This is a genomic window from Halarcobacter mediterraneus (assembly GCF_004116625.1).
GTDB classification, from domain to species: domain Bacteria; phylum Campylobacterota; class Campylobacteria; order Campylobacterales; family Arcobacteraceae; genus Halarcobacter; species Halarcobacter mediterraneus.
Genome location: NZ_NXIE01000001.1, coordinates 315,910 through 337,179, shown reverse-complemented (window position 1 = coordinate 337,179; position 21,270 = coordinate 315,910). Strand labels below are relative to the sequence as shown.

Below are 21,270 nucleotides of genomic sequence, written 5' to 3'. Positions count from 1 at the left end.
TTTTTTACTTAATTAGTATATATAAGGTTTTCTTTATCTTTTGATACCATAAATTTATAACCATTATAAGCTGTATATATTCCAAATAAGATTACTAGAATAGCAGCAAGAGTAACAAAAAGATTTCTAAGTGCTAACTGCTTAAAAATTCCAACAAAAAAACCTAAAGAAAACATTGCAGGAAGAGTACTTAATCCAAAAATCAACATTACAAAAGCACCCCATAAAGCACTTGCAGTACTTGCAGCAGTTATTGCAAAAACATAAACAAAACCACAAGGTAATAAACCATTTAACATACCAAGAAAATAAAAACTAAACAAAGAATCAGAGCTAAGAAGTTTTCTAAAACTTTTTTGATAAAGTTCTGTCTTTGATACAGAGTGTTCAATTGAGGTCAAAAATTTAAATTTTCCACTTAATGATAAACCAATTAAAACCATTAAAATACCAGTAACAATTAATAAAATACCATTAGTTGTATTATCAAAAGTAACAACCGAACCAACAAAACCAAAAAATGCACCTAAAAGTACATAAGTACTTACTCTACCTAAAGAATACAAGATATGAGAAATTGATTGTTTTGATTTACTCCAAGAACTATTTATTTTAGTACTAGAATAAGCGACTACTATACCGCCACACATTCCAATACAGTGACCAAAAGAACCTAAAAATGCAATTGAAATGATTGTTAAAATATTTATACTTTCCATTATTTACCTAAAAAATTTTATTAATGATATAGCAATTATGTTTAAAAACTACAAAATAAAAGCTTCACTTAAAAAAGTGAAGCTAAAAAAAATATTAAGATATAGAAAATTAAAGTATATAAGTAGTAGGAGGTTTTAATTTTCTTATATGAAGAAGTTTATACAAATATTGTTAATTTAATGTTAAGTATCAAAGTGAATTAACTTTTTTTGATTATAATTATAAAACTTATTCTAAAAGGACAATAATGCAATTATATTTTCTACTTGTTATTTCTATATTTTTTACTGCTTGTTCCAATAAATATATAAATATTAAAACCTTAGAACCTTCAAAAGTAGATGAAAAAATAAAATCTATTTATATAGAAGATATACAAAATGATAATATTAAATTAAAGAATTATTTAGAAAATGAACTTGTAAATAAAAAACTAGATTCAGAAAAACTTTTCTTTTTGAAAGAAAAGGATGAACTATTCGATGCAAAAATAAAAGCAAATATTTTAAGCTCAAAAGTTTATTCAGACTTTTATTTTCAAGATAGTGGTACAATTAAATGCTTAAGTTATATTACAACTAATGATTATGCAAGATGTATAGAATATGGAAGAGAACTTATTCCTTGTCAAAGAAAAGACTTTGAGCTTGAAGTAGAAATAAAAGTATTAAATAAAAAACAAAAAACTCTTTTTTCAAAAGTCTATGAAAAAACCAAAATTGAAGATAGATGTTATAGATTCAACTATTTATATAGTCCTTTTTTCTATAACTATACAGAAAGAAGTAATGATATTGAAAGATATAATTCTAGACTTGCAAAAAAAATTGCAATAGATTTTACTAATGATATTTCTGTACATTATAGATATTATAAAATCAAAATTATTGATACTATAAACTCAATAGAATTAGATAACTCACATAAAAAGATATTTGATGAAAGTATACAATTATTAGAAAACAAAAGCTATATTCAAGCAAAGAATAAATTACTTTATTTAAACAAGCATTTAAAAAATAAAAGTTGGGAAGTTTATTATAACCTCGCAATACTTTCAGAATTAAATTTAGAATATAAAAAAGCAAAAACTTTTTATGATGTAGCAAAAAAAATCACTCCATCACAAGAAAATAAAGAATTCCTAGATAAAGCAATAAATAATTTATTGGAAATTGAAAAAAAAGTAAAAAAAGCAAAATCTCAACTAAATAAATAAGAAAAGTAAAAATAAATCTTACTAATAAGGCTCTAATAAGAGTTTTGTTATAGTAATTATCTTTTAAGAATAAACAATATAGGTAATAAAATGAAAGTAGTAACAGGTGTAGTTGGAAATGACATCCACGTTGTAGCAAATAGACTTATAGAACTTTCACTGCAAGCTAGAGGCTTTGAAGTATTTAACTTAGGTGTTAATACTTACTTAGAAGAGTTTGTTGATGCAGTGGTAGAAACTAATGCAGATATTCTTCTAATCTCTTCATTAAATGGAGAAGCTGAAGGTTGGTGTAGAGAAGTTAAAATCCTAAAAGCAAAATATGGAAATCTCCTTGATAATGTAGTATTTATGATTGGTGGAAACCTTGTAGTTGGTACAGGAGATGCTTCTGATATTATCCCTAGATTCAAAAACTATGGATTTGATTTAGTATTCCACCAAATTGACTTAAATACTGGATTAGATGAGTTAGAAAAATTCATGAAGGAAAGAAACTAATGAGTTTACTACAAGAAGAAAGAAATATAATATTAAACAACGAACACGTTGATAATTTTGATTTTGCAGAAGTTGAAGATTTTGTAAAAAATGCTTCTAAAGACCTATTTATATCTTACAACTTTAAGACAAAAAATAAGATGTTAGTTCAACCCCGTGGTGGTTTCCCAACATATGACAAAATGTTTGCACTTTATGATTTTTTTGATAAAGCAGATGTGGATGTATTACCTTGTACTATTGATTCAAACACAAGATTAAATGACTATGCAACTGCAAAAAAAATGTTAAGACTTAGTGAAGAGAATGAAGTTGATATGCTAAATGGTTACCCATTAGTAACTCATGGGTATAGAACATCAAGAAAGATGATGACTCACTTTAACAAACCAATTTCACTAAGACATGGTACTCCTGATGCAAGACTTCTTATTGAAACAGCAATTGCTTCTGGTATTTTTGAAATTGAAGGTGGACCAATTACATATTTACTACCTTATTCTAAAAACTTTCCATTAGACAAGGCATTTCTTTATTGGAAATATGTAGAAAGAGTTTGTGCAGAATATTCAAAACTAAATGAACCAATAAATAGAGAATCATTTGGACCACTAACAGCAACACTTGTTCCTCCTTGTATTACTATTGTAATTCAATTATTAGAGATGCTATTATCTTTAGAAGAAGGTGTAAAATCATTCTCTGTATCATTTTCTCAAACTGGCTCTATGAATCAAGATATCGTAATGGGTGCAGTTATTAGAAAACTAGCTCGTCACTATTCTGAAGAGATAGGTGTAACTGATGCAGATATTCACTTAGTTTACCATCAATGGATGGGTGCATTCCCAATGGATCAAAACTATGCATCTCAACTTATAAATATGAGTACAGTAATTGCTTCTATGGTTGGGGCAAATAAGATTATTACAAAAACAAAGCAAGAGGCTTCAGGTATTCCTACAAAAGAAGCAAATGCAGAAACAGTTGCAAATACACAATATTTACTTAGAATTTTAAATGGTTTACCAAAATTGAAAGATGAGCAGGAAGAAGAGATTTTAACTGCTGAAGTTATGGCTATTATGGAAGCTGTATTCAATGACCCAGCAGATACACTTTGGAGAAAAGTATTTAACTCTATTAAAAATGGAACAATAGATGTTCCATTCTCTCCACATATCATCAATAACAATGAAATGATTACAGTAAGAGATAGAAATAAAAATATTAGAATCATAAAAAGAGGAAAAGTTCCAATTCCCCATAGATGTTTTGAGTATGAAAAAAATCAATGTGATTTAAATAAAGATACAACATCTATTGTAAATGATATTATCCATGATATAGGAATTATGCAATGAGTAAATTAGAAAATAAACTATTAATTGATGTAGGAAGTACATACTTTAAACTATGTACAAAAGATAATGTACAACAACATTTTAGAGATTTTAACAAAGACATTTATGATGATTTAACTTATAAATGTGCAGATATAATCAAAAATTATAACAAAGAGAATATACATATTTGTTCTTCTGCAAATGGTGGGCTAAGTACACTTATTATCGGTATTACTAACTCTTTTTCTTTAAAATATGCAACAAACATTGCTTTTAATTCTGGTATCAATATTATTGATACAGTTTTATTTAGAGATATTGAAAAAACTTCTATTCCAAGTGACTTAATTGATGTTGTAATAGTTGTTGGAGGTATTGATTCTGTTTCAAATATCTTTGATGAAAGATTATTTAAATTTTTAGATGGTTTAAACTACTCAAATATCGTATATGTTGGAAGTGAAAAGGATTCTGCATTTTTAAAAGAGAATATTCAAAATTTAAGTATTCTACCAAATATTATTAATGAAAAACTTCATGTGGAAGAAGAGAATTTAAAAGAGTATTTAACAAATCTTTATCAAGCAGATATTATGGGGAAAGAAGATATCAAACACCTATATAATATCACTTCTAATCAAATTTTTTCAACTCCATATATTGTAAATAAAACTCTACCAATGATTGATTCAAAATTTAAAGTTGCTGATCCATATATTTTAATAGATATAGGTGGAGCAACAACAGATATTCATTACTCTAAAGACTTAGTTGAAGAGAATATGGTTACAGAAAATGAGTATGATAGACTTGTATTTAAAAAACTTGGTGTTTATAAATCAAAAGAGTCTTTAATCTTTGCAGCAAAAAACAATGAGTTTGTTTATGAATTATTAGCTCACTTAAAAGTTACAGAGAATATCTTTGAGGAATCAAGTGAAAAAGCAACTAGAATTTTAATGCAACTTGCTATCTTCTTAGTACTTTGTAAAGTATCAGCTTATAGAAAAGCATATGTAAACCTAAAACTAAATGCTTTAAACTCTATTGTTTTAACAGGTGGGATTACAAAAGTATTAAAACAAGAAGAAATAGAAGATATAGTAACATTCTTCTATAAGAAAATATTAAATTCACAACATAATCCTACAATCGTAATGGATAATAATTATGATGTATGGACTCTTGGAATGTTAGAAAAGTAATTAAATCTCAAGGCTTTACTCGTAAAGCCCTTTAGAGTTTTGCTTCTTTTAAAAGGAATTTATTTCCTTTGCTAAAAAGAAGTTATTAAATAAGGTCCCTTCAAATTTGGGACAAATTTTAAGGAATGAATATGTCTATTAACTGTATTAGAACACTTATTGAAGATGCACAAGCATCTCACCCAGAAAAAGTTGCGATAAAATTTAATGAAAAAGAGATAACTTATGATGAGTTATTTACAAAAGTAAATCAAATTGCATTTTATCTAAAAGAGTTAAACTTACCAAAAGGCAGTAGAGTTGGTATTTACTCTACAAAAAGTATTGAACAAGTAATTGCTATACTTAGTATTTTATCTACTGATTATGTGCTTGTTCCTCTTACTAGACTTTTAAAGCCTGAACAAGTTGAATACATAATAAAAGATTGTGATATAAAATGTATTATAACTGATAGATTAAAGCTTGAATCAATTGAAGAGATAAATTTTGATGGACATATTGTATCTTATGAAACTACACATAAAGATATTGCTTCATTTGAAGAAATTTTCAAATACTACAATAAACCATATACTTGTGAAATAAATGGACATGACAATGCTGCTATTACATACTCTTTTGGATTAACAGGAACTCCTAAAGGTATTGTAATCTCACATAGAAACTTAATTGATAGTGCGAGAGTTGTTAGTCAATATTTAGATTTAAAAGAAGATGACATTATTTCAGGAACTTTAATTTTCAATCTGGATTATGGATTAAATCAAATTTTCTGTTCTTTATATAAAAGAGCTACTTTAGCTTTACATAGATTTATTCTTGCAGGTGATTTCTTTAATCACCTAATTAATGATGAAGTTACAGTTGTACCTTTAATGCCTATTAATATTTCATCTATGTTTGATGAAGATGAACATAAGCTTCCAAGTGCAGATTTACTTTCAAAAGTTAGAGTATTAACTTCTTCTGGTGGTAATGTTACACATAAGATGTTAAATGACTTAGATAAATACTTCCCTGATGCTAAGTTTTACTCTATGCATGGATTAACAGAAGCCTTTAGATCAACATATTTAGAGCCATCTCAGATTTGGATTAGACCTAATTCTATTGGTAAAGCAATTCCTGATGTTGAACTATATGTCATCAATGAAGAAGGCAAAGAGTGTAAACCAAGAGAAGTTGGTGAGCTTATTCATAGAGGTGGTTATATTTATAAAGGATACTGGAATGCACCTATTGAAACAAAAGAGAGATTTAAATCAATTCAAATATTAAAAGATGTAATTAACTTAGAAGGACAACTAACAGATGAAATAGTTGTGGCAACAGGAGATTATGTTTATAAAGATGAAGAAGGTTACTTCTATTTTGTTTCAAGACATGATGATATGATTAAAACTAGAGGTTTTAGAGTAAGTCCTTTTGAAATAGAATCAGTTGTAGCAAATAACTTACCACAAATAGACCAGTGTGCAATCTTCTCAATTGCTAATGAAGAAATAGAAGAAGAGATAGTTATGGTTTATAGTTCAAGAAGTGAAATTGTTTCAAAAGAGATAATCTTTGAATTAAAAAAACATTTAGCTTCATATATGATTCCAAATAAAATTATTTATAAAAAATCACTACCTTTAATTCCTAGTGATAAAAGTAAAATAAATAAAGAAGAGCTAAAAAAAGAGTTCCTAGACAATTAATATAGTTAAACTATATCATTGTCTACTCCCCTATTCTCCACAATTTCTACACATATAATTCATAAAATTCACCTCAAAAATAAGGTCTTGAAATATTTAGCTTAAAATTAAATTAGATTTGACATAAATCAAAGCAAAATTAAGTTTATTAAGTTAGAATTCTAAGATAAATTTAAAAAAAAGGATTTCTTATGAAAAAAATTTTACTGTTAACTTCTGTTTTAGCATGTGTTGCTTTTGCTAACCCTTATGCAAAATGTGTAGCCTGTCATGGGGCAAATGGAGAAAAAGTTGCTTTAGGTAAATCTAAAATCATTAAAGATATGACTAAAGAAGACTTCATTAAAGCTATGAAAGGTTATAAAGATGGTACTTATGGTGGAGCTATGAAAGGTGTTATGAAAGGTCAAGTTGCAACTTTAAGTGACGCTGATATTGAAGCAATTGCTGATAAAATTACTTCAAAATAATTTTGAAATCTAAAAGTTAGGAATTATCCTAACTTTTAACTAACAACAATAGTATCTCTTCCCCTATCTTTTGCAATATAAACACAATCATCTGCTTTTTTAATAAGTTCATCTTTTGTTTTACAATCTTTATAGAATGCTACTCCCATACTAACAGTAAGTGAAATATCTTTTTTACTATGATAAATTTTTTGAGATTTTATATCTTCTTTTAATTGTTCTAATTTTTTTAATAATTCATCTTTAGGTAAAAAACATAAGATTAAGAACTCTTCTCCACCATACCTATATGCTTCCCCATTCAAAATATCTGCATATTTTTGAATTCTTTTGGCAAGATATATTAATGCTTTATCTCCTGTCTCATGACCAAAATTATCATTTATTCCTTTAAATCTATCTGCATCAATAAAAACTGCAGTTAATAAATCTTTGTTATTTTGGTTTACAAATGCTGATAAATCATTTTCCATTTTACGTCTATTATAAACACCTGTTAAATGGTCTCGGTTCATACTGTCTTGTAGTTGAACTCTTTCTTGCAATAAAACTTGAATTAAAGTATCTTTATAATCTTCACTCATATCAGAGTTCTTTTGTTCTAATATTTTTCCAAAATGAAATTCAAATAAATCCTTTTTAAAAGAATAATCAACTTTTTTACACTCTATTATCATTTGAGGTTTATCTTCTCCTAAACCATTGGTTATTTTTATTTTGTCAATTTGTTTAATAGTGTATTTTATTTTATCATTGATTATTTTGGGTTCAAGTAATTCTCTTTTCCAATAAGAAGATGTACTTTTCTCTAATACTTTTAATTTTTTTAATAAAAGGTCATTGAATATTTCTTTATTAACTGAAATTTTATACATAAAAGAATACTAGCAGTTAAGTGCTTAATATTAAAATATCATATTTTAGTATTATAATTAAAACTTATTATATTACTAATGTATATTTAATCTTAATTCAAGTATATTTCCATAATTAAAATCTATATTTCAAAGGATAGAAATGACTTTACGAGAGAAGTTTAACCCTATGTGTTTTCTAGCTTCATTAGGAGCTGGTGGACTTTCTGTTTCCTTCTTTATGTATCTAATGTTTTTAGTACCACATAAAGATACTCCTATGGCAACATTTAACCATGTATTTCCTGAGCTTATAAAAGGTACTTGGTTATCAGTAGTTGTAGCAATTGCACTTATAGGAATAATTATATTTGCTTTTTTCCACTTTAAATTATTAATTTGGAATACAAGACAATTTCTTTTATATAAAAAAACTGAAAGTTATGACACACTTGTGAACTCAAATGCGGAAATAACATTAATGACTATACCATTAACTTTTGCAATGACAATTAATGTTTGCTTTGTTTTAGGTGCAGTTTTTATTCCAAACCTTTGGTCAATTGTAGAGTTTATGTTTCCATTTGCTCTTTTAGGTTTTATTATAGCAGGTTATTTTGCTTTAAAAATCATATTTACTTACTTTTCAAGATTACTCGTAAAGGGAGAATTTGATTTTACAAAAAACAATAATCTATCTCAAATGATTTCTATTTTCTCATTATCAATGGTTGCAGTAGGTTTTGCAGCACCTGGTGCTATGAGTCATAATATTGCAATAAATGCCATTGGTATTTTTGGAGCTTTATTCTTTGCTTCTTTTGCAGTTTTATTATTAATCATAAAAATAACTATGGGATTTAAAAATATGTTTGAACAAGGTATTTCTGTTGAAGCAAGTCCTTCGTTATGGATAATTTTACCAATATTAACTCTTCTTGGAATTATGATGATTAGAGTTACTTTTGGACTTGACCATAATTTCAATTCACAAATGAGCAAATCATCTTTATTTACTTTAACTTCAGTACTTGTATCTTTACAAATCATTTTTGGTATATTAGGATATAAAGTAATGAAAATGAATAAATATTTTGAAACATATGTAGATGATGAAAAAACAAAATCTTCAGTATCTTTTGCTTTAATTTGTCCTGGTGTTGCTTTTTTTGTACTAGGAATGTTTTTTATTAACTTTGGTCTTACATTTAACTCTGTTATAGCAAAATATTCTATAATGTATTTTATTTTGATGATTCCTTTTATTTTCATTCAACTAAAAACAATTCAATATTTCTTTAAATTAAAAAGAAAATTTAACTTCTAACAATTGTCTTTGTGATACAATCTCCTAAACCTAAAACTAGGAGATTGTATCATATGAATAAACTAAAATTTTGCAAATATATAAGTTCATTTATTTTTTTTATTTTAACATTTACAGCTTGTTCTAATAAAAATATACAAATAAATGATTTAAAAATTTATTCTCAAGAACCTAGCATTTATTTAAAAGATGAAGTAACTTTTAATAATCAAAACCTCTACAATACTCGATTTTTTCAAAAATATTTTGAAGTTTGGAATAAGCCTTCTATGAATATTACTAAAAGAGGAGCAACTTGGGGGTTTTCATATGCAAAACAAGATATATATTTACAAAACTTTTCTAAAGCATCAAAAGAATGGTTTGATATTCACATAAAAAATTCAAACTTTAATGACTTTAAAAAAGAATTAAAAAAAGCAATTACAATAAAAAATAGTAATATAAGAGTTTTTCCAACAAATGAAATGATGTTTCATAATCCATATAAAGAAGGGGAAGGTTTTCCCTTTGATTATAATCAAAACTCACACCTAAAAATAAATACTCCTATTTTAGTATCACATTTTTCAAAAGATAAAGCTTGGGCATATATAAAAGCACCCTCTTTTTATGGATGGATTCCTATAAATAATATAGCTTTTGTTGATAAAAACTTTATCAATAAATTTAAAACTAATAACTATGCAATAACAATAAAAGATAAAATAAATATATATGATAATTTTTTTATAGAAAATCTTCAATTAGGAACAATCCTTCCATACAAAAAAAATAGTTTTTATATAGCTAAAAAAGACAAAAACCATAAAGCATATTTAACAAAAATTAAAATTGATTCAAAAAATATAAGTTTAAAACCTTTAGTTTTCAAAAAAGAAAATATTGAAAAAATAGCAAAAGAGTTAATAGAAGAACAATATGGTTGGGGTGGACTTTTTGGTTTTAGAGATTGTTCAAGTTTTACCCAAGATTTTTTTACTACTTTTGGTATTTATCTTCATAGGAACTCAAAACAACAAACCAAAAATGGCAAATATCTAAAAATAAATGATTTATCAAACCAAGAAAAAAAAGATTTTATTCTTAAAAATGCAAAACCTTTTAAAACACTTGTTTATTTAAAAGGGCATATCATGTTGTATGTTGGAGAAAAAAATAATGAACCATTAGTAATGCACAATGTTTGGGGAGTAAAAACAAAAGACTTTCTAAATAATAAAGGAAGAAATATTATAGGAAAAAATATAATAAGTTCTTTAGAGTTTGGAAAAGAATTAAAAAACTATAGTAACGAAGATAATGTATTAAGTAAAATTGAGGGAATCGTTATCTTAGATGAAGAGAATTAACTTTAAATATAGATTTAATAACATTTTTTTAATACAAAGAAACCATAAGTAATGATAAAATAATAAAAAAAGGATATATCATGAAAGTACTACTTACTGGTTCAACTGGGTATATCGGAAGAAGATTAAAAAGAAAACTTCTTGAAAATAAAGAAATAACATTAAGAGTTTATGTTAGAAATAAAAAAACTTTATCAAAAGATATAAATAAAAATTTTGAAATTTTTGAAGGAGATACTTTTGATAAAGAAAAGTTAAAAAAGGCTCTTACAGGAATCGATGTAGCTTATTATTTAATACACTCTTTATCTAGGGATAATTATAAAGATTTAGATAAAATTTCAGCCCAAAACTTTATTGATATAGCCCAGCAATGTGGCGTTAAAAAAGTTATCTATTTAGGTGGACTTGGTGTTAAAAATGAACAAACAAGTGAACACCTCTTAAGTAGAATACAAACAGGAGAAATTTTAAGTTCTAAAAAAGATATTCAAACTATTTGGATAAGAGCTGGGGTTATTATAGGTTCAGGAAGTACTAGTTTTGAGATTATCAGAAACTTAACAGAAAAACTGCCTATTATGACAACCCCTAAATGGGTAAATACAAAAGCACAGCCTATCGCAGTAGATGATGTTTTAAAATATTTAGAACAATCTTTATACTTAAAAGAGAAAAAAAACCTAATAATTGATATAGGAAGTGAACAGCTAACCTATAAACAAATGATGTTGCTTACTGCAAAAGTTTTAAAGTTAAAAAGAATAATTATTCCATTACCTTTTTTATCAATTAATCTTTCATCTTACTGGCTAAATCTTTTTACTCCCGTACAATTTAAAGTAGCAAAAGCACTAATTGAAGGTTTAAAATCAGAAGTCATTATACAAAATAACAATGCAAGAAAATATTTTCCAGGAATAAATCCTTTATCTTATGAAAAAGCTGTTAAAAAAGCCGTAAAAGAAATAAAAATGAATCAAGTTATAAGTCGTTGGTCAGATACAGATAACTCAGCTAAAGTTTGGGATAAAGACCATGAAAAAGAAATTGCCGATGCTATTTATGTAGATAGAAAGGAAAAAGAGATTTTAACAGTATCTAAAGTACAAGTTTATAAAAGTTTTATAAGTATTGGAGGGAAAGATGGCTGGTTTATTTTTGATTCACTATGGGAAGTTCGTGGTTTTATTGATAAATTATTAGGAGGAGTCGGACTAAATAGAGGTAGAAAAAATCAATATAGTCTTAATATAGGAGAAAGTTTAGATTTTTGGAAAGTTGTTGATATAAAAGAAAATGAAAGACTACTTTTATATGCTCAAATGAAAGTTCCAGGAGATGCTTGGTTGGAGTTTAAAATTGAGGATAATAAACTAATTCAATCAGCATATTTTTATCCAAAGGGTTTATTTGGAAGAATTTATTGGTATAGTCTAGTCCCTATTCATTATTTAGTATTTAATAATATGATTAACTCTATTATAAAAAAAGCAGAAAAGCTCTAGTTTTGAGCTTTTCTTAAATAAACTAATCTGTATAACATAGGTATATAATAAAGATTTAATACCGTTGCCCAAAGAATACCAAAGGCTAGAGAAACTGCCATAGGTTGAAGAATTAAAGCTTGACCAGATGCAAAAAAAGTTAAAGTAAAAAGTCCTAAAATAGTTGTTATAGAAGTTAAAAGAATTGGCCGTAAACGCATAAGCGCATAAGTTTGTATTTCTTCTAAGTTTTTTGCTTTTTTTATAAAATCCATCATAATAATTCCATCATTTACAATTACACCTGCAAGTCCTACAATTCCAATTAAACTTGGCATTGAAATATTTAAATCCAACAAAATATGACCTATTAAAACACCTAAAAAAGATAAAGGAATTGTAGAAAGAATTATTAAAGATTTAACTAAAGAATCAAACATCCAAATAAGAGCAAGAAAAATAAGAATAATCGAAATTAATGCAGCCTGAGCCATCTCTTTTTGAACTTTTTCATTTTCTTCTTGTTCTCCTTTTATATCTATTTTTACAAGACTTTTTAACTCTTCTAATAAAGGATTTAATTGTTCAAAAACTTCAGAAGATGTTGTTTCATTTATACTTGCAGTTACAGAAACAATTCTCTTTGAATCTTCTTTAAATATTTGTGATTGTGCATTTTTTCTAACAATTGTCACAACTTCTTTTAACAAAACTTTTTGATTGGTGTTAGGAATTAAAACTTCAAAATTATCTAATGAGGATAATTCATCTTTGTTTTTACTTTGAAAAATTATCTCAACTATTCCATTATTATCAAACATTTTGGCATAAGCCCCTTTAAAATAAAAAGGTCTAATAGAAGATAATATATAGCTTTCACTAAATCCTAACTTCTGTCCATATTCATTTATTTTAAATTTCAATTCAATATTTCCAACTAAAATATCATCTGCTACATTAGAAACACCATCTATTAAATTAAGTTTATCTTTTAAAAGTTTAACAGCTTTATTTATATTTTGATCCTTAGAACTTGATATAGCTAATTCAATATCATTTTTTACTATTCCTGCTCCTGAAGCTGAAACTTTTAATTCAGAAAAATCCTTAGAATCAATAAGAGGTTTCAACAATACTTTTAACTCTTTTTCAATATCTTGAGCTGATTTTTCTCTAATCATATTTGTATCATCATATTCAGGAGATAAATAAGGATTTATGTATTTATCAAAAATATTTTGTGGTGCTCTTTCATATAAATTTACAAAAATTTGAAAATAAAACTCTTCATTTTGAGGTAGATTCTTACCATCTAACTTTATACCAACAACAGAAGATAAAGAATCAATATTATTTGAAAAATCATATTCTTTTAAAATTTTCTCTTCTATTCTTTTTATTAATTGTTCGGTTTGTTCTATTTTTTTACCAACTCCAACAGAACCACTTATAAATAATTGAGTAGTATCAAACTCAGGTAAAAGTTCAAATTTTGATTTAGAAGCTACAAAAACAGTAGAAAATAAAATTATTAATACCATAGAAAATAAAGCTATAAATCTCTTTTTTAATAAATAAGCTAAAATAGTTTTATAAATTTTTTTATTTACCTGCCAAATTCTATCTGCCCTTTTTTCTTTTGAATGAACATTAAATATTTGTTTAGCATGTAAGGGTAAAAAGAAAAAAGCTTCTACTAAAGAAGATAAAAGTAAGATAGTAATCATTATAGGTAAAACTTTCATAAATTTACCCATTTCTCCACTCATAAGTAAAATGGGAAGAAATGCAAAAATAGTAGTTGCTGTAGCAGTTAAAACTGCAGGGTAGACTTCCATTGAACCATCTAATGCTGCTTGAAATCGAGTTTTTCCCATTTCCATATGTCTATAGATATTTTCACCAACAACAATTGCTTCATCTACAAGCATACCTAAAGCAATTAAAGCACCTAATAAAGAAAGCATATTTAAACTGTAACCCATTAATTCAGCTGAAATAAGACCAATCATAAAAGAAGTAGGAATTCCTATTGCAATTACAATTGCTATTCTTATATTTATAAAATAAAATAAAGCTATAAATAAAAGACAAAGTCCAAAAAATATATTTGAAACTACTGTATTAAGTCTATTTTTAATCCATACAGAAGTATCAGTATGTGTTGCAAACTCAATATTAGGATAATCATTTTTTGCTTCTTCTAAAATCTCTCTTATTCTTTTTACAAGCTCTATTGCATCACCTGTTTCACTTTTATTTATTCCAATAGAAACATCACGGTTTCTATTAAAACGAGATATAGTATTCACATCTGCTAATTTAAACTCTATTTTAGCAATATCTTTTAATAAAAGCTTTTTATCTGAAACCTTAATAATTGTATTATTTACAGCTTCAATACTCTTTTCACCATTAAAAGTACTTAAATAATAATGCCTTTTTGAGTCTTTTATAATCCCTGCAGGGAAAATAGAACTTATATTTTGTACAGAGTTAATAACATCTTGTAAATTTAAACCATAAGCTGAAATTTTATTCTCATCAAATTTTATTAATAACTCTTTATCACTATCTCCCCAAATAGAAATTGAACTTAAGTCTTTTAAAGAAGAGATTCTAGACTTAATATCATCGGCAATTTTAAGAAGATTTTCTTTTTTCTCCTCCCCATAAATAACTACAGTAATAAGAGGAATCTCTGCAACTACTTCCTTTACTATAGGCTCATCCATATCAGTAGGAAGATTAACCTTTGTTTTTGTAACAATATCTTTTACATCATCAATTATATCTTGAGCAATAAAACCTTTTTTTAATTCTATATTAATAGAAAAATATCCATTTTTTATTACAGAAGTTACCTCACTAGCTTCTTCGATAGAACCAAGTTCATCTTCAATATCTTCCACTGCCATTTTATCCAGTAAATCAGAACTAGCCCCTGCATAAGAACCAGTAATAGAAACTGCATCTAAAGAAGAAGGTGGAAAAATTTCTTTTGAAATATTTGAATATGCAAGTATAGATAATACTAATAAGAAAAATAATAAAAAATGATTAAGAATAGGTTTTCTTAATGAAAACTCAATTATTGTTTTTACCATAAGCCTCTTCTATTGAATAAATTATTAAAGAATCTTCAATTTGATTTTTAAATTTCATATCTTCTAATTGTTGAGCCAAAAACTTATTCTCTTCTTTTAAAGAAGTATAATGAGCATAAAGCTTATTTATATCTTTACTTACATAATAAATATTGTTTGCCAAAAAAATTTTTGGGAAAAATAAAACAAGAGAAAAAAATAAAGTACAAAGTACTATTAAAATTGAGCTTTTAGAATTAAGTCTAATCAAATTTAAAAATCCTTAATTTTGAACTTCTACTTCTAGGGTTCTGCTTTATTTCTTCTTTTGTTGGAATAATAGGTTTTCTTGTTATGATTTTCCCTAAAGAGTGATTATTACCACAAGTACAACGAAAAGCATCACTTGGACAAATACAAGATTTACTCCATTTTTTAAAATAATTTTTAACTATTCTATCCTCTAAAGAATGAAAAGAGATTATAGCAATAGTACAATCTTTAAATTTAGCCTTCTCAATTGAATCAAAAAGTCTTTCTAAAACACCTAATTCATCATTTACTTCTATTCTAATACCTTGAAATGGTAATGTAGCAGGATGAATTTTTCCTTTATACATCTTTTTTAGCAATAAATCTGATAATTGTTTGGCAGAAGAAAAAGGTCTATTATTAACAATTAAAGATGCAACTTTTTTATATTCTCTAACTTCCCCATATTCTTTTAAAACTCTTTCCAAATCAAATTGAGAATAAGTATTTACAACGGTTGAAGCATCTAGAGTTTGATCTTGATTCATTCTCATATCCAAAGAAGAACTTTCAAAACCAAACCCTCTTTCTTCTTTATCTAACTGTAAAGAAGAAACACCAATATCAGCTAAAATACCTTTAACACTTTCATTTTTATACTTTTCAATAACATGTTCAAAATTACCTTTATTGAAAATTATTCGGTTTTCAAAACTTTTTAATCTCTCTTTTGAAAAACTTAAAGCCTCATCATCTTGATCATTACATATTAACTTTATATTTGGATATTGTTTTAATAATCCTTCACTATGACCACCATAACCAGTAGTACAATCAATAATATATCCATCATTTATACCTTCAAAAGCATCAAGAGTCTCTTGAAAAAGTACTGGAATATGGGGAATCTGCATTAAAAATGTCCTTAGTAATTTTTCTGTATAATAGCTAAATTTTTATTTAAGGTATTTTAAAATGATAGATCCAAATACAGTAAAACTTCTTAGTGACTTATCTTTAACAATGTTTAGAAAAAACTTTTTTGGGATATATCATGGAGCAATCTCTGCAAAAGAAGACCATAATACTTTTGTAATAAATACTTCAGATGCAATATTTGATGAAATGACAGAAAGATCTTTTTGTAAATTGAATATGAATAAAAGAGACTACAGATGGAATATAGCAAGTATTGAATCGGAAATACATTCTACTATCTACAATAATATACATGAAGCAAAATATATTGCATTTGGAATGCCTATTTATACAACTGCATATACTTTTGAACATAATGAAATTATTTTTAGTGATTATTTTGGAAAAACACAATTTTCTAAAATAGAAGTATATGACCCAGGAGACTATGAATCATGGTATGCTAGAAATGCTTTAGAAATAACTAAATACTTAAAAGAATCAAATAATCATATAATGGTAATAAAAGGTATTGGTACATATGTGTATGACAGAGATATAAATAATTTAGTAAAAAGAATTGCCATTTTAGAAAACTCTTGTCGACTTTTAAGTATAAAATCTACTTTTAGATAATAAATTATTAAATTTCATAAGAATTTAGCCCCTAGTTATGAGGTTTTTTAGCTATTTTAAAGGTTAATTACTATAAAGTTTACTTAATTTTTATCTTACATAAGGAGTTCGTCTATGAACAAAGCTGAATTTATTGATGCGGTTGCAACTAAAGCTGGTCTTTCTAAAAAAGATGCAAAGGGTGCTGTTGATGCAGTATTAGAGACTATTACTGAAACTTTAGTAAAAAAAGAATCTGTAAGTTTTATTGGATTTGGAACATTTACTACAGCAGATAGAGCTGAAAGAACTGCAAAAGTTCCAGGTACTGATAAAACTGTTAAAGTACCAGCTACAACTGTAGCAAAATTCAAAGTTGGAAAAGCTTTAAAAGAAGCAGTAGCTAAGTAATTACTACATCTTCAAAGGGAAAAGGGTCTATCTTTTGATAGATCCTTTTTTTTATTCTACTTACTTTATGCCTGTGTGGTGAAACTGGTAAACACGTCGGATTCAAAATCCGATGACTTAGGTCTTGAGGGTTCGAGTCCCTCCACAGGTACCACTTTTATTTTTTTAATAATTTAAAAAGAGAAAAAGGAATAAAAGTTATTATAAAAACTGATAATCCAATATCTCTACTAATAATATCAAAACCTAAAAATACTGCTATAATTATCCATAATATTATCATTAAAATCAAAACTATTGATTCAAAATCTTTTATTCTTATAATAGTTGATTTAAAAAGATTTATTAAATAGAAACTATAAATAATAAGTATCAAAGTACATGATAAAAAGTAAAAAAGGTATTCAAGTATCATTAACTAACCTATAAAATTTATTAAGAGATAATATCCAATAAAACTTTTAATTTTGTATCATTTTTATAGTTTTTATATATTTTATTATAGTTTAAAAAATATTATATTATAGTTTTATTATAGTTTTAAAGGTAAATCATGAAAAATAAAAAAGAAATATTCATTGACTTAATCTCATGTCTAGATGAAACTAATATTAAAATCTCTAAAAAAGACTTATTCTTACAAAATATAGAATATATAAAAAAGCTTTTATTTAGTGGATTATCAACAAAAAGGCAAGTAGATAAATTTTGTGAAGAAATTGATATAATATCTAGATCTGCTTACGAAAAATATTGTAAAGAGTTTTTAAAAGAAGAGTATGAAAAAGGTTTACTCAATACACTATTTCTAAGAAATTTAAAAACAATAGCTTATTTTATAACTGAAGAAAAAAATCCAAAAGCAAGTGAACTCTATAAAAAATTATTAGAAAATGGTTCTTTAAAACAATTTAGAAATAAAAAAGACTCCTCAATTGATTATTCTACATTCATCAATCTATTAAAAGAATTCTTAAAAGATAAAGGATATGAAGAACTTATTGAATATGATAATATTTCAAATCTTAATGAAGAAAATGAAACTAATAATAAAACTGAAATAAAAATTGAAAATCCAAATAAAATTAAAATAGATCTAGTAGATGATACAAGTGAATATTGTAATTTAGAATTTTTAAAGACAAATTTTATTGAATTTGAAAATAGCTATATTGATAATAATATAAAAGAAAAAAATGTATATTATATACAAGCAAGATATATAGATAAAGAATATAGTTTTGAAAATTTCAAAAAAATTGTTCTAGAAAATAGTTTAATAGAAAATTATTCAATCATTATTCATAATAATTCAACAATAGATACAAAGTTATATATTTATAGATATATTAATAATGGATTAATACTATTAAAAACTCTAGATGCCCTATCTTGCGTTTTTGAACTGGAAGAACTAATAAGAAGAGGAAGAGAAAATTTCTTTTACAAATTTGAGAAATATTTAAACAGAATTATTACTTAAATAAAAAAATAATTAATATTTTATTATTTTATTGATTTTAAGAACAAATAATGTTATTCTTGTAGTTGAAAAGGAGCCTTCATGTCTTATTTAACTTCTACAAAGAAAAATACCATTTTATTTATTTCCACAATAGGTATAATAAATACAGTACTTGCCATCATAGTTTTTTTCTTTCTAAAAAATGAACAAAAGGAATCACTCTACAAAGCAAAGCTCGAGATTGCTAAATTGGAGTTTCAAAAAACCCAAGAGCAATTAACTACTGAACTAGAACATTATAAACTTATATTAAAAGCTTTAAAAGAAAACAAAGATTTAAAAAGATTTTTAAATGATAAACAAAATACATATAACTATTTAGTAGAAGACTACATAGATTTTACAAAAGCAAATAAAAATATATTTCAATTAAGATATATTGATAAAAGTGGTCTAGAAATCATTAGAATAGAAAAAAATGATAAGAATAAAGTTTATGCTGCAAAGGTTTTTCAAGATAAAAGTAAAAGATATTATTTTCAGCAAACTCTAAAATTAAAAAAAGGAGAGTTTTATATATCAGACTTTGATTTAAATGTTGAAAATAATGAAATAGAAAAACCCTTTAAAGCAACTATTAGAGTGGGGACTCCCATTTATATAAATGATAAACTAAAAGGTATTCTCATCATTAATTTTCTAGCAAATGATTTAATCAATCATATTAAAAATAAAAAAGATTTTAATGTCTATTTTATAGATAATAAAAAGAATTTTTTAATTCATCCTGATTCTAAAAAAAATTGGAGTACTCAACTTAAGACTAATTATAAAGTATTTGCCGAAATTAAAAACTTCAACTCCCTTTCTAAAAATAAAAGATTTAATGATAGTAACTGGACTTTCTATCTTAATACAATAAGTATTACAGATAAAGATTTTTATATTATATATTCAATAAAAGAAGAGATTTTCAAAAAATATATGGACAAAATAAGTAGAGAAATCATATTTTTCTTTATTTCTATTTTCATATTGTCCCTTCCTTTTGTATTTTTAGGTGCATATTTACAATCAATAAAAATGAGAATACTAGAAAATCTTATAAATAATATTCCTTTCCCTATTTGTTTAAAAGACAATAAGGGTGTTTTTCTAATTGTGAATAATTGTTTAACAAAACTATATGGCTGTAAATCAAAAGAGGAGCTTATTGGAAAAAATTCTTATGATTTTGAACATCAGAAGCTACCCTACTCTTGTAAAAAAAGAGATGATGAAGTTATAAAAAAACGAAAAATAGAATTTGAAGATATTGTAATTTTAAAAAACAATAAAAAACTTTATTATGATACGAAAATCATTAAATTATCTTTTTTAGGAATATTTAATAAAACCTATATTCTAGGTGTTGCCATTGATATTACTGCAATGAAAATATTAAATGAAGAATTAGAACAAAAAGTATTTGAAGAAGTCACCAAAAGAATTGATACTGAAAAACTTTTAACAGAAAAAGCAAAACTTGCAGAAATGGGGAATATGATTGATAATATAATTCATCAATGGAAGCAACCACTAAGTATAATAAAAGCAACAACTCAAGCTTTAGAATTTAATGAAGAACTACATAATCTAACAGAAGAGCAAAAAAGAACCTATTTAAATAACATTAACCAAAATATTGATTTTATGGTAGATACAGCTGATGACTTTAGAAGATTTTTAGCTCCAAATAAAATTAAAGTTGATTTCAATATTTATGAATGTATAAATAAAATTACAAAAATCTTATATTTTAAGTTTAAGAAAAATCAAATACTTATAAATAATAAAATAGATAAACAAATTAATATTTATGGGTACAAAAGTGAATTTTGCCAGGTAGTTCTTAATATAATAAATAATGCCTTAGACAAATTTGTAGAAAATAGTCATTTGGAAAATAAAACTATTGAAGTTAGCTCTATAAAAGATGATGATAATTTAATTATAACAATAAAAGATAATGCAGGAGGAATTGATTCAGGAATTATTAAAAAAATTTTTGATGAAAGGTTTACTACTAAAGGAGATAAAGGCTCAGGTATTGGTTTATCAATTTCAAAAAGAATTATGATAAATAGCTTTAAAGGTGATATTTTGGCAGAAAATAACAAAGATGGTGCTACATTTAAAATATATATAAAACTAGAAGCATAAATTTAAAGATAAAGGGTTTAAATTTATGCTTCTTTAGTGCTTTCATTATAAGCTCTTTTATTAAGATATTCTAATGATATAAAAAGTTATTTCAAAATAATTAATCTATTTTCTTAATGTTTCTTTAAAGAGTGTAG

At 25.4% G+C, this 21,270-nt stretch carries 19 protein-coding genes and 1 tRNA gene; 14 read left to right on the top strand and 6 right to left on the bottom strand.

The genetic code is table 11. The features are described 5' to 3' along the window. Window positions 1-8: 8 nt before the first annotated feature. On the bottom strand, window positions 9-719 hold the full coding sequence (locus CP965_RS01730) for a sulfite exporter TauE/SafE family protein (protein ID WP_129060305.1): 711 nt from the start codon (window positions 717-719) through the stop codon (window positions 9-11). Between the two features lie 248 nt (window positions 720-967). Here CP965_RS01730 and CP965_RS01725 point away from each other — a divergent pair, with 248 nt between their 5' ends. The 6 genes from CP965_RS01725 to CP965_RS01700 all read left to right on the top strand — a co-directional run bounded on the left by CP965_RS01725 (window position 968) and on the right by CP965_RS01700 (window position 7,164). Then, window positions 968-1,939, top strand: a complete 972-nt coding sequence (locus CP965_RS01725; RefSeq protein WP_129060304.1) for a hypothetical protein — start codon at window positions 968-970, stop codon at window positions 1,937-1,939. 90 nt (window positions 1,940-2,029) lie between these two features. Further along, window positions 2,030-2,440 carry a methylaspartate mutase subunit S gene (glmS, locus tag CP965_RS01720; RefSeq protein ID WP_129060303.1) on the top strand — a complete coding sequence of 137 codons (411 nt, stop codon included), beginning with the start codon at window positions 2,030-2,032 and terminating at the stop codon, window positions 2,438-2,440. Then, a complete protein-coding gene (locus CP965_RS01715; RefSeq protein ID WP_129060302.1) occupies window positions 2,440-3,804 on the top strand; it encodes a methylaspartate mutase in 1,365 nt (454 codons plus the stop codon). Before glmS ends, CP965_RS01715 begins: the two co-directional genes overlap by 1 nt. Continuing rightward, window positions 3,801-4,991: a glutamate mutase L gene (locus tag CP965_RS01710; protein ID WP_129060301.1), complete on the top strand. Its 1,191-nt coding sequence runs from the start codon at window positions 3,801-3,803 to the stop codon at window positions 4,989-4,991. Before CP965_RS01715 ends, CP965_RS01710 begins: the two co-directional genes overlap by 4 nt. Before the next feature lie 131 nt (window positions 4,992-5,122). After that, on the top strand, window positions 5,123-6,694 hold the full coding sequence (locus CP965_RS01705) for an AMP-binding protein (RefSeq protein ID WP_129060300.1): 1,572 nt from the start codon (window positions 5,123-5,125) through the stop codon (window positions 6,692-6,694). Between the two features lie 191 nt (window positions 6,695-6,885). Continuing rightward, window positions 6,886-7,164, top strand: a complete 279-nt coding sequence (locus tag CP965_RS01700; RefSeq protein ID WP_129060299.1) for a c-type cytochrome — start codon at window positions 6,886-6,888, stop codon at window positions 7,162-7,164. A gap of 35 nt (window positions 7,165-7,199) precedes the next feature. On the opposite strand, the gene CP965_RS01695 is transcribed toward CP965_RS01700, so the two are convergent. Next, the gene (locus tag CP965_RS01695; protein ID WP_129060298.1) at window positions 7,200-8,039 is read right to left on the bottom strand and encodes a GGDEF domain-containing protein; all 840 of its coding nucleotides are present in this window, start codon (window positions 8,037-8,039) and stop codon (window positions 7,200-7,202) included. Between the two features lie 142 nt (window positions 8,040-8,181). Here CP965_RS01695 and CP965_RS01690 point away from each other — a divergent pair, with 142 nt between their 5' ends. From CP965_RS01690 to CP965_RS01680, 3 genes are all read left to right on the top strand, one after another. Beyond that, window positions 8,182-9,345: a TsoY family (seleno)protein gene (locus tag CP965_RS01690; protein WP_129060297.1), complete on the top strand. Its 1,164-nt coding sequence runs from the start codon at window positions 8,182-8,184 to the stop codon at window positions 9,343-9,345. 53 nt (window positions 9,346-9,398) lie between these two features. Continuing rightward, window positions 9,399-10,697 (top strand): SH3 domain-containing C40 family peptidase, encoded by a 1,299-nt coding sequence (locus CP965_RS01685; RefSeq protein WP_129060296.1) that lies wholly within the window; start codon window positions 9,399-9,401, stop codon window positions 10,695-10,697. Window positions 10,698-10,777: 80 nt separating this feature from the next. Beyond that, entirely contained in the window at window positions 10,778-12,205 is a 1,428-nt protein-coding gene (locus CP965_RS01680) for an SDR family oxidoreductase (protein WP_129060295.1), read from the top strand. On the opposite strand, the gene CP965_RS01675 is transcribed toward CP965_RS01680, so the two are convergent. From CP965_RS01675 to rsmH, 3 genes are read right to left on the bottom strand one after another with little or no spacing between them, the layout of a single operon-like run. After that, the gene (locus CP965_RS01675) at window positions 12,202-15,291 is read right to left on the bottom strand and encodes an efflux RND transporter permease subunit (protein WP_129060294.1); all 3,090 of its coding nucleotides are present in this window, start codon (window positions 15,289-15,291) and stop codon (window positions 12,202-12,204) included. The two genes, CP965_RS01680 and CP965_RS01675, sit on opposite strands and share 4 nt — an antisense overlap. Continuing rightward, the gene (locus CP965_RS01670) at window positions 15,272-15,541 is read right to left on the bottom strand and encodes a hypothetical protein (protein ID WP_129060293.1); all 270 of its coding nucleotides are present in this window, start codon (window positions 15,539-15,541) and stop codon (window positions 15,272-15,274) included. Before CP965_RS01670 ends, CP965_RS01675 begins: the two co-directional genes overlap by 20 nt. Beyond that, window positions 15,534-16,436, bottom strand: a complete 903-nt coding sequence (gene rsmH, locus CP965_RS01665; RefSeq protein WP_129060292.1) for a 16S rRNA (cytosine(1402)-N(4))-methyltransferase RsmH — start codon at window positions 16,434-16,436, stop codon at window positions 15,534-15,536. Before rsmH ends, CP965_RS01670 begins: the two co-directional genes overlap by 8 nt. A 61-nt stretch (window positions 16,437-16,497) precedes the next feature. Here rsmH and CP965_RS01660 point away from each other — a divergent pair, with 61 nt between their 5' ends. The 3 genes from CP965_RS01660 (at window position 16,498) to CP965_RS01650 (ending at window position 17,620) form a co-directional block, all read left to right on the top strand. Then, entirely contained in the window at window positions 16,498-17,076 is a 579-nt protein-coding gene (locus CP965_RS01660; RefSeq protein ID WP_129060291.1) for a class II aldolase and adducin N-terminal domain-containing protein, read from the top strand. Window positions 17,077-17,175: 99 nt separating this feature from the next. Then, window positions 17,176-17,466 carry an HU family DNA-binding protein gene (locus tag CP965_RS01655; protein WP_323807965.1) on the top strand — a complete coding sequence of 97 codons (291 nt, stop codon included), beginning with the start codon at window positions 17,176-17,178 and terminating at the stop codon, window positions 17,464-17,466. A 69-nt stretch (window positions 17,467-17,535) separates the two neighbouring features. Next, a tRNA-Leu gene (locus CP965_RS01650) sits at window positions 17,536-17,620 on the top strand. A 3-nt stretch (window positions 17,621-17,623) separates the two neighbouring features. On the opposite strand, the gene CP965_RS01645 is transcribed toward CP965_RS01650, so the two are convergent. Further along, window positions 17,624-17,881, bottom strand: coding sequence for a hypothetical protein (locus CP965_RS01645; RefSeq protein WP_129060289.1), 258 nt, complete (start codon window positions 17,879-17,881; stop codon window positions 17,624-17,626). A 138-nt stretch (window positions 17,882-18,019) separates the two neighbouring features. On the opposite strand from CP965_RS01645, the gene CP965_RS01640 reads away from it, so the two are divergent. Both CP965_RS01640 and CP965_RS01635 read left to right on the top strand, forming a co-directional pair. After that, on the top strand, window positions 18,020-18,949 hold the full coding sequence (locus tag CP965_RS01640) for a hypothetical protein (protein WP_129060288.1): 930 nt from the start codon (window positions 18,020-18,022) through the stop codon (window positions 18,947-18,949). Window positions 18,950-19,030: 81 nt separating this feature from the next. Beyond that, window positions 19,031-21,133 carry an ATP-binding protein gene (locus CP965_RS01635; protein ID WP_129060287.1) on the top strand — a complete coding sequence of 701 codons (2,103 nt, stop codon included), beginning with the start codon at window positions 19,031-19,033 and terminating at the stop codon, window positions 21,131-21,133. The last annotated feature ends 137 nt before the right edge of the window (window positions 21,134-21,270 follow it).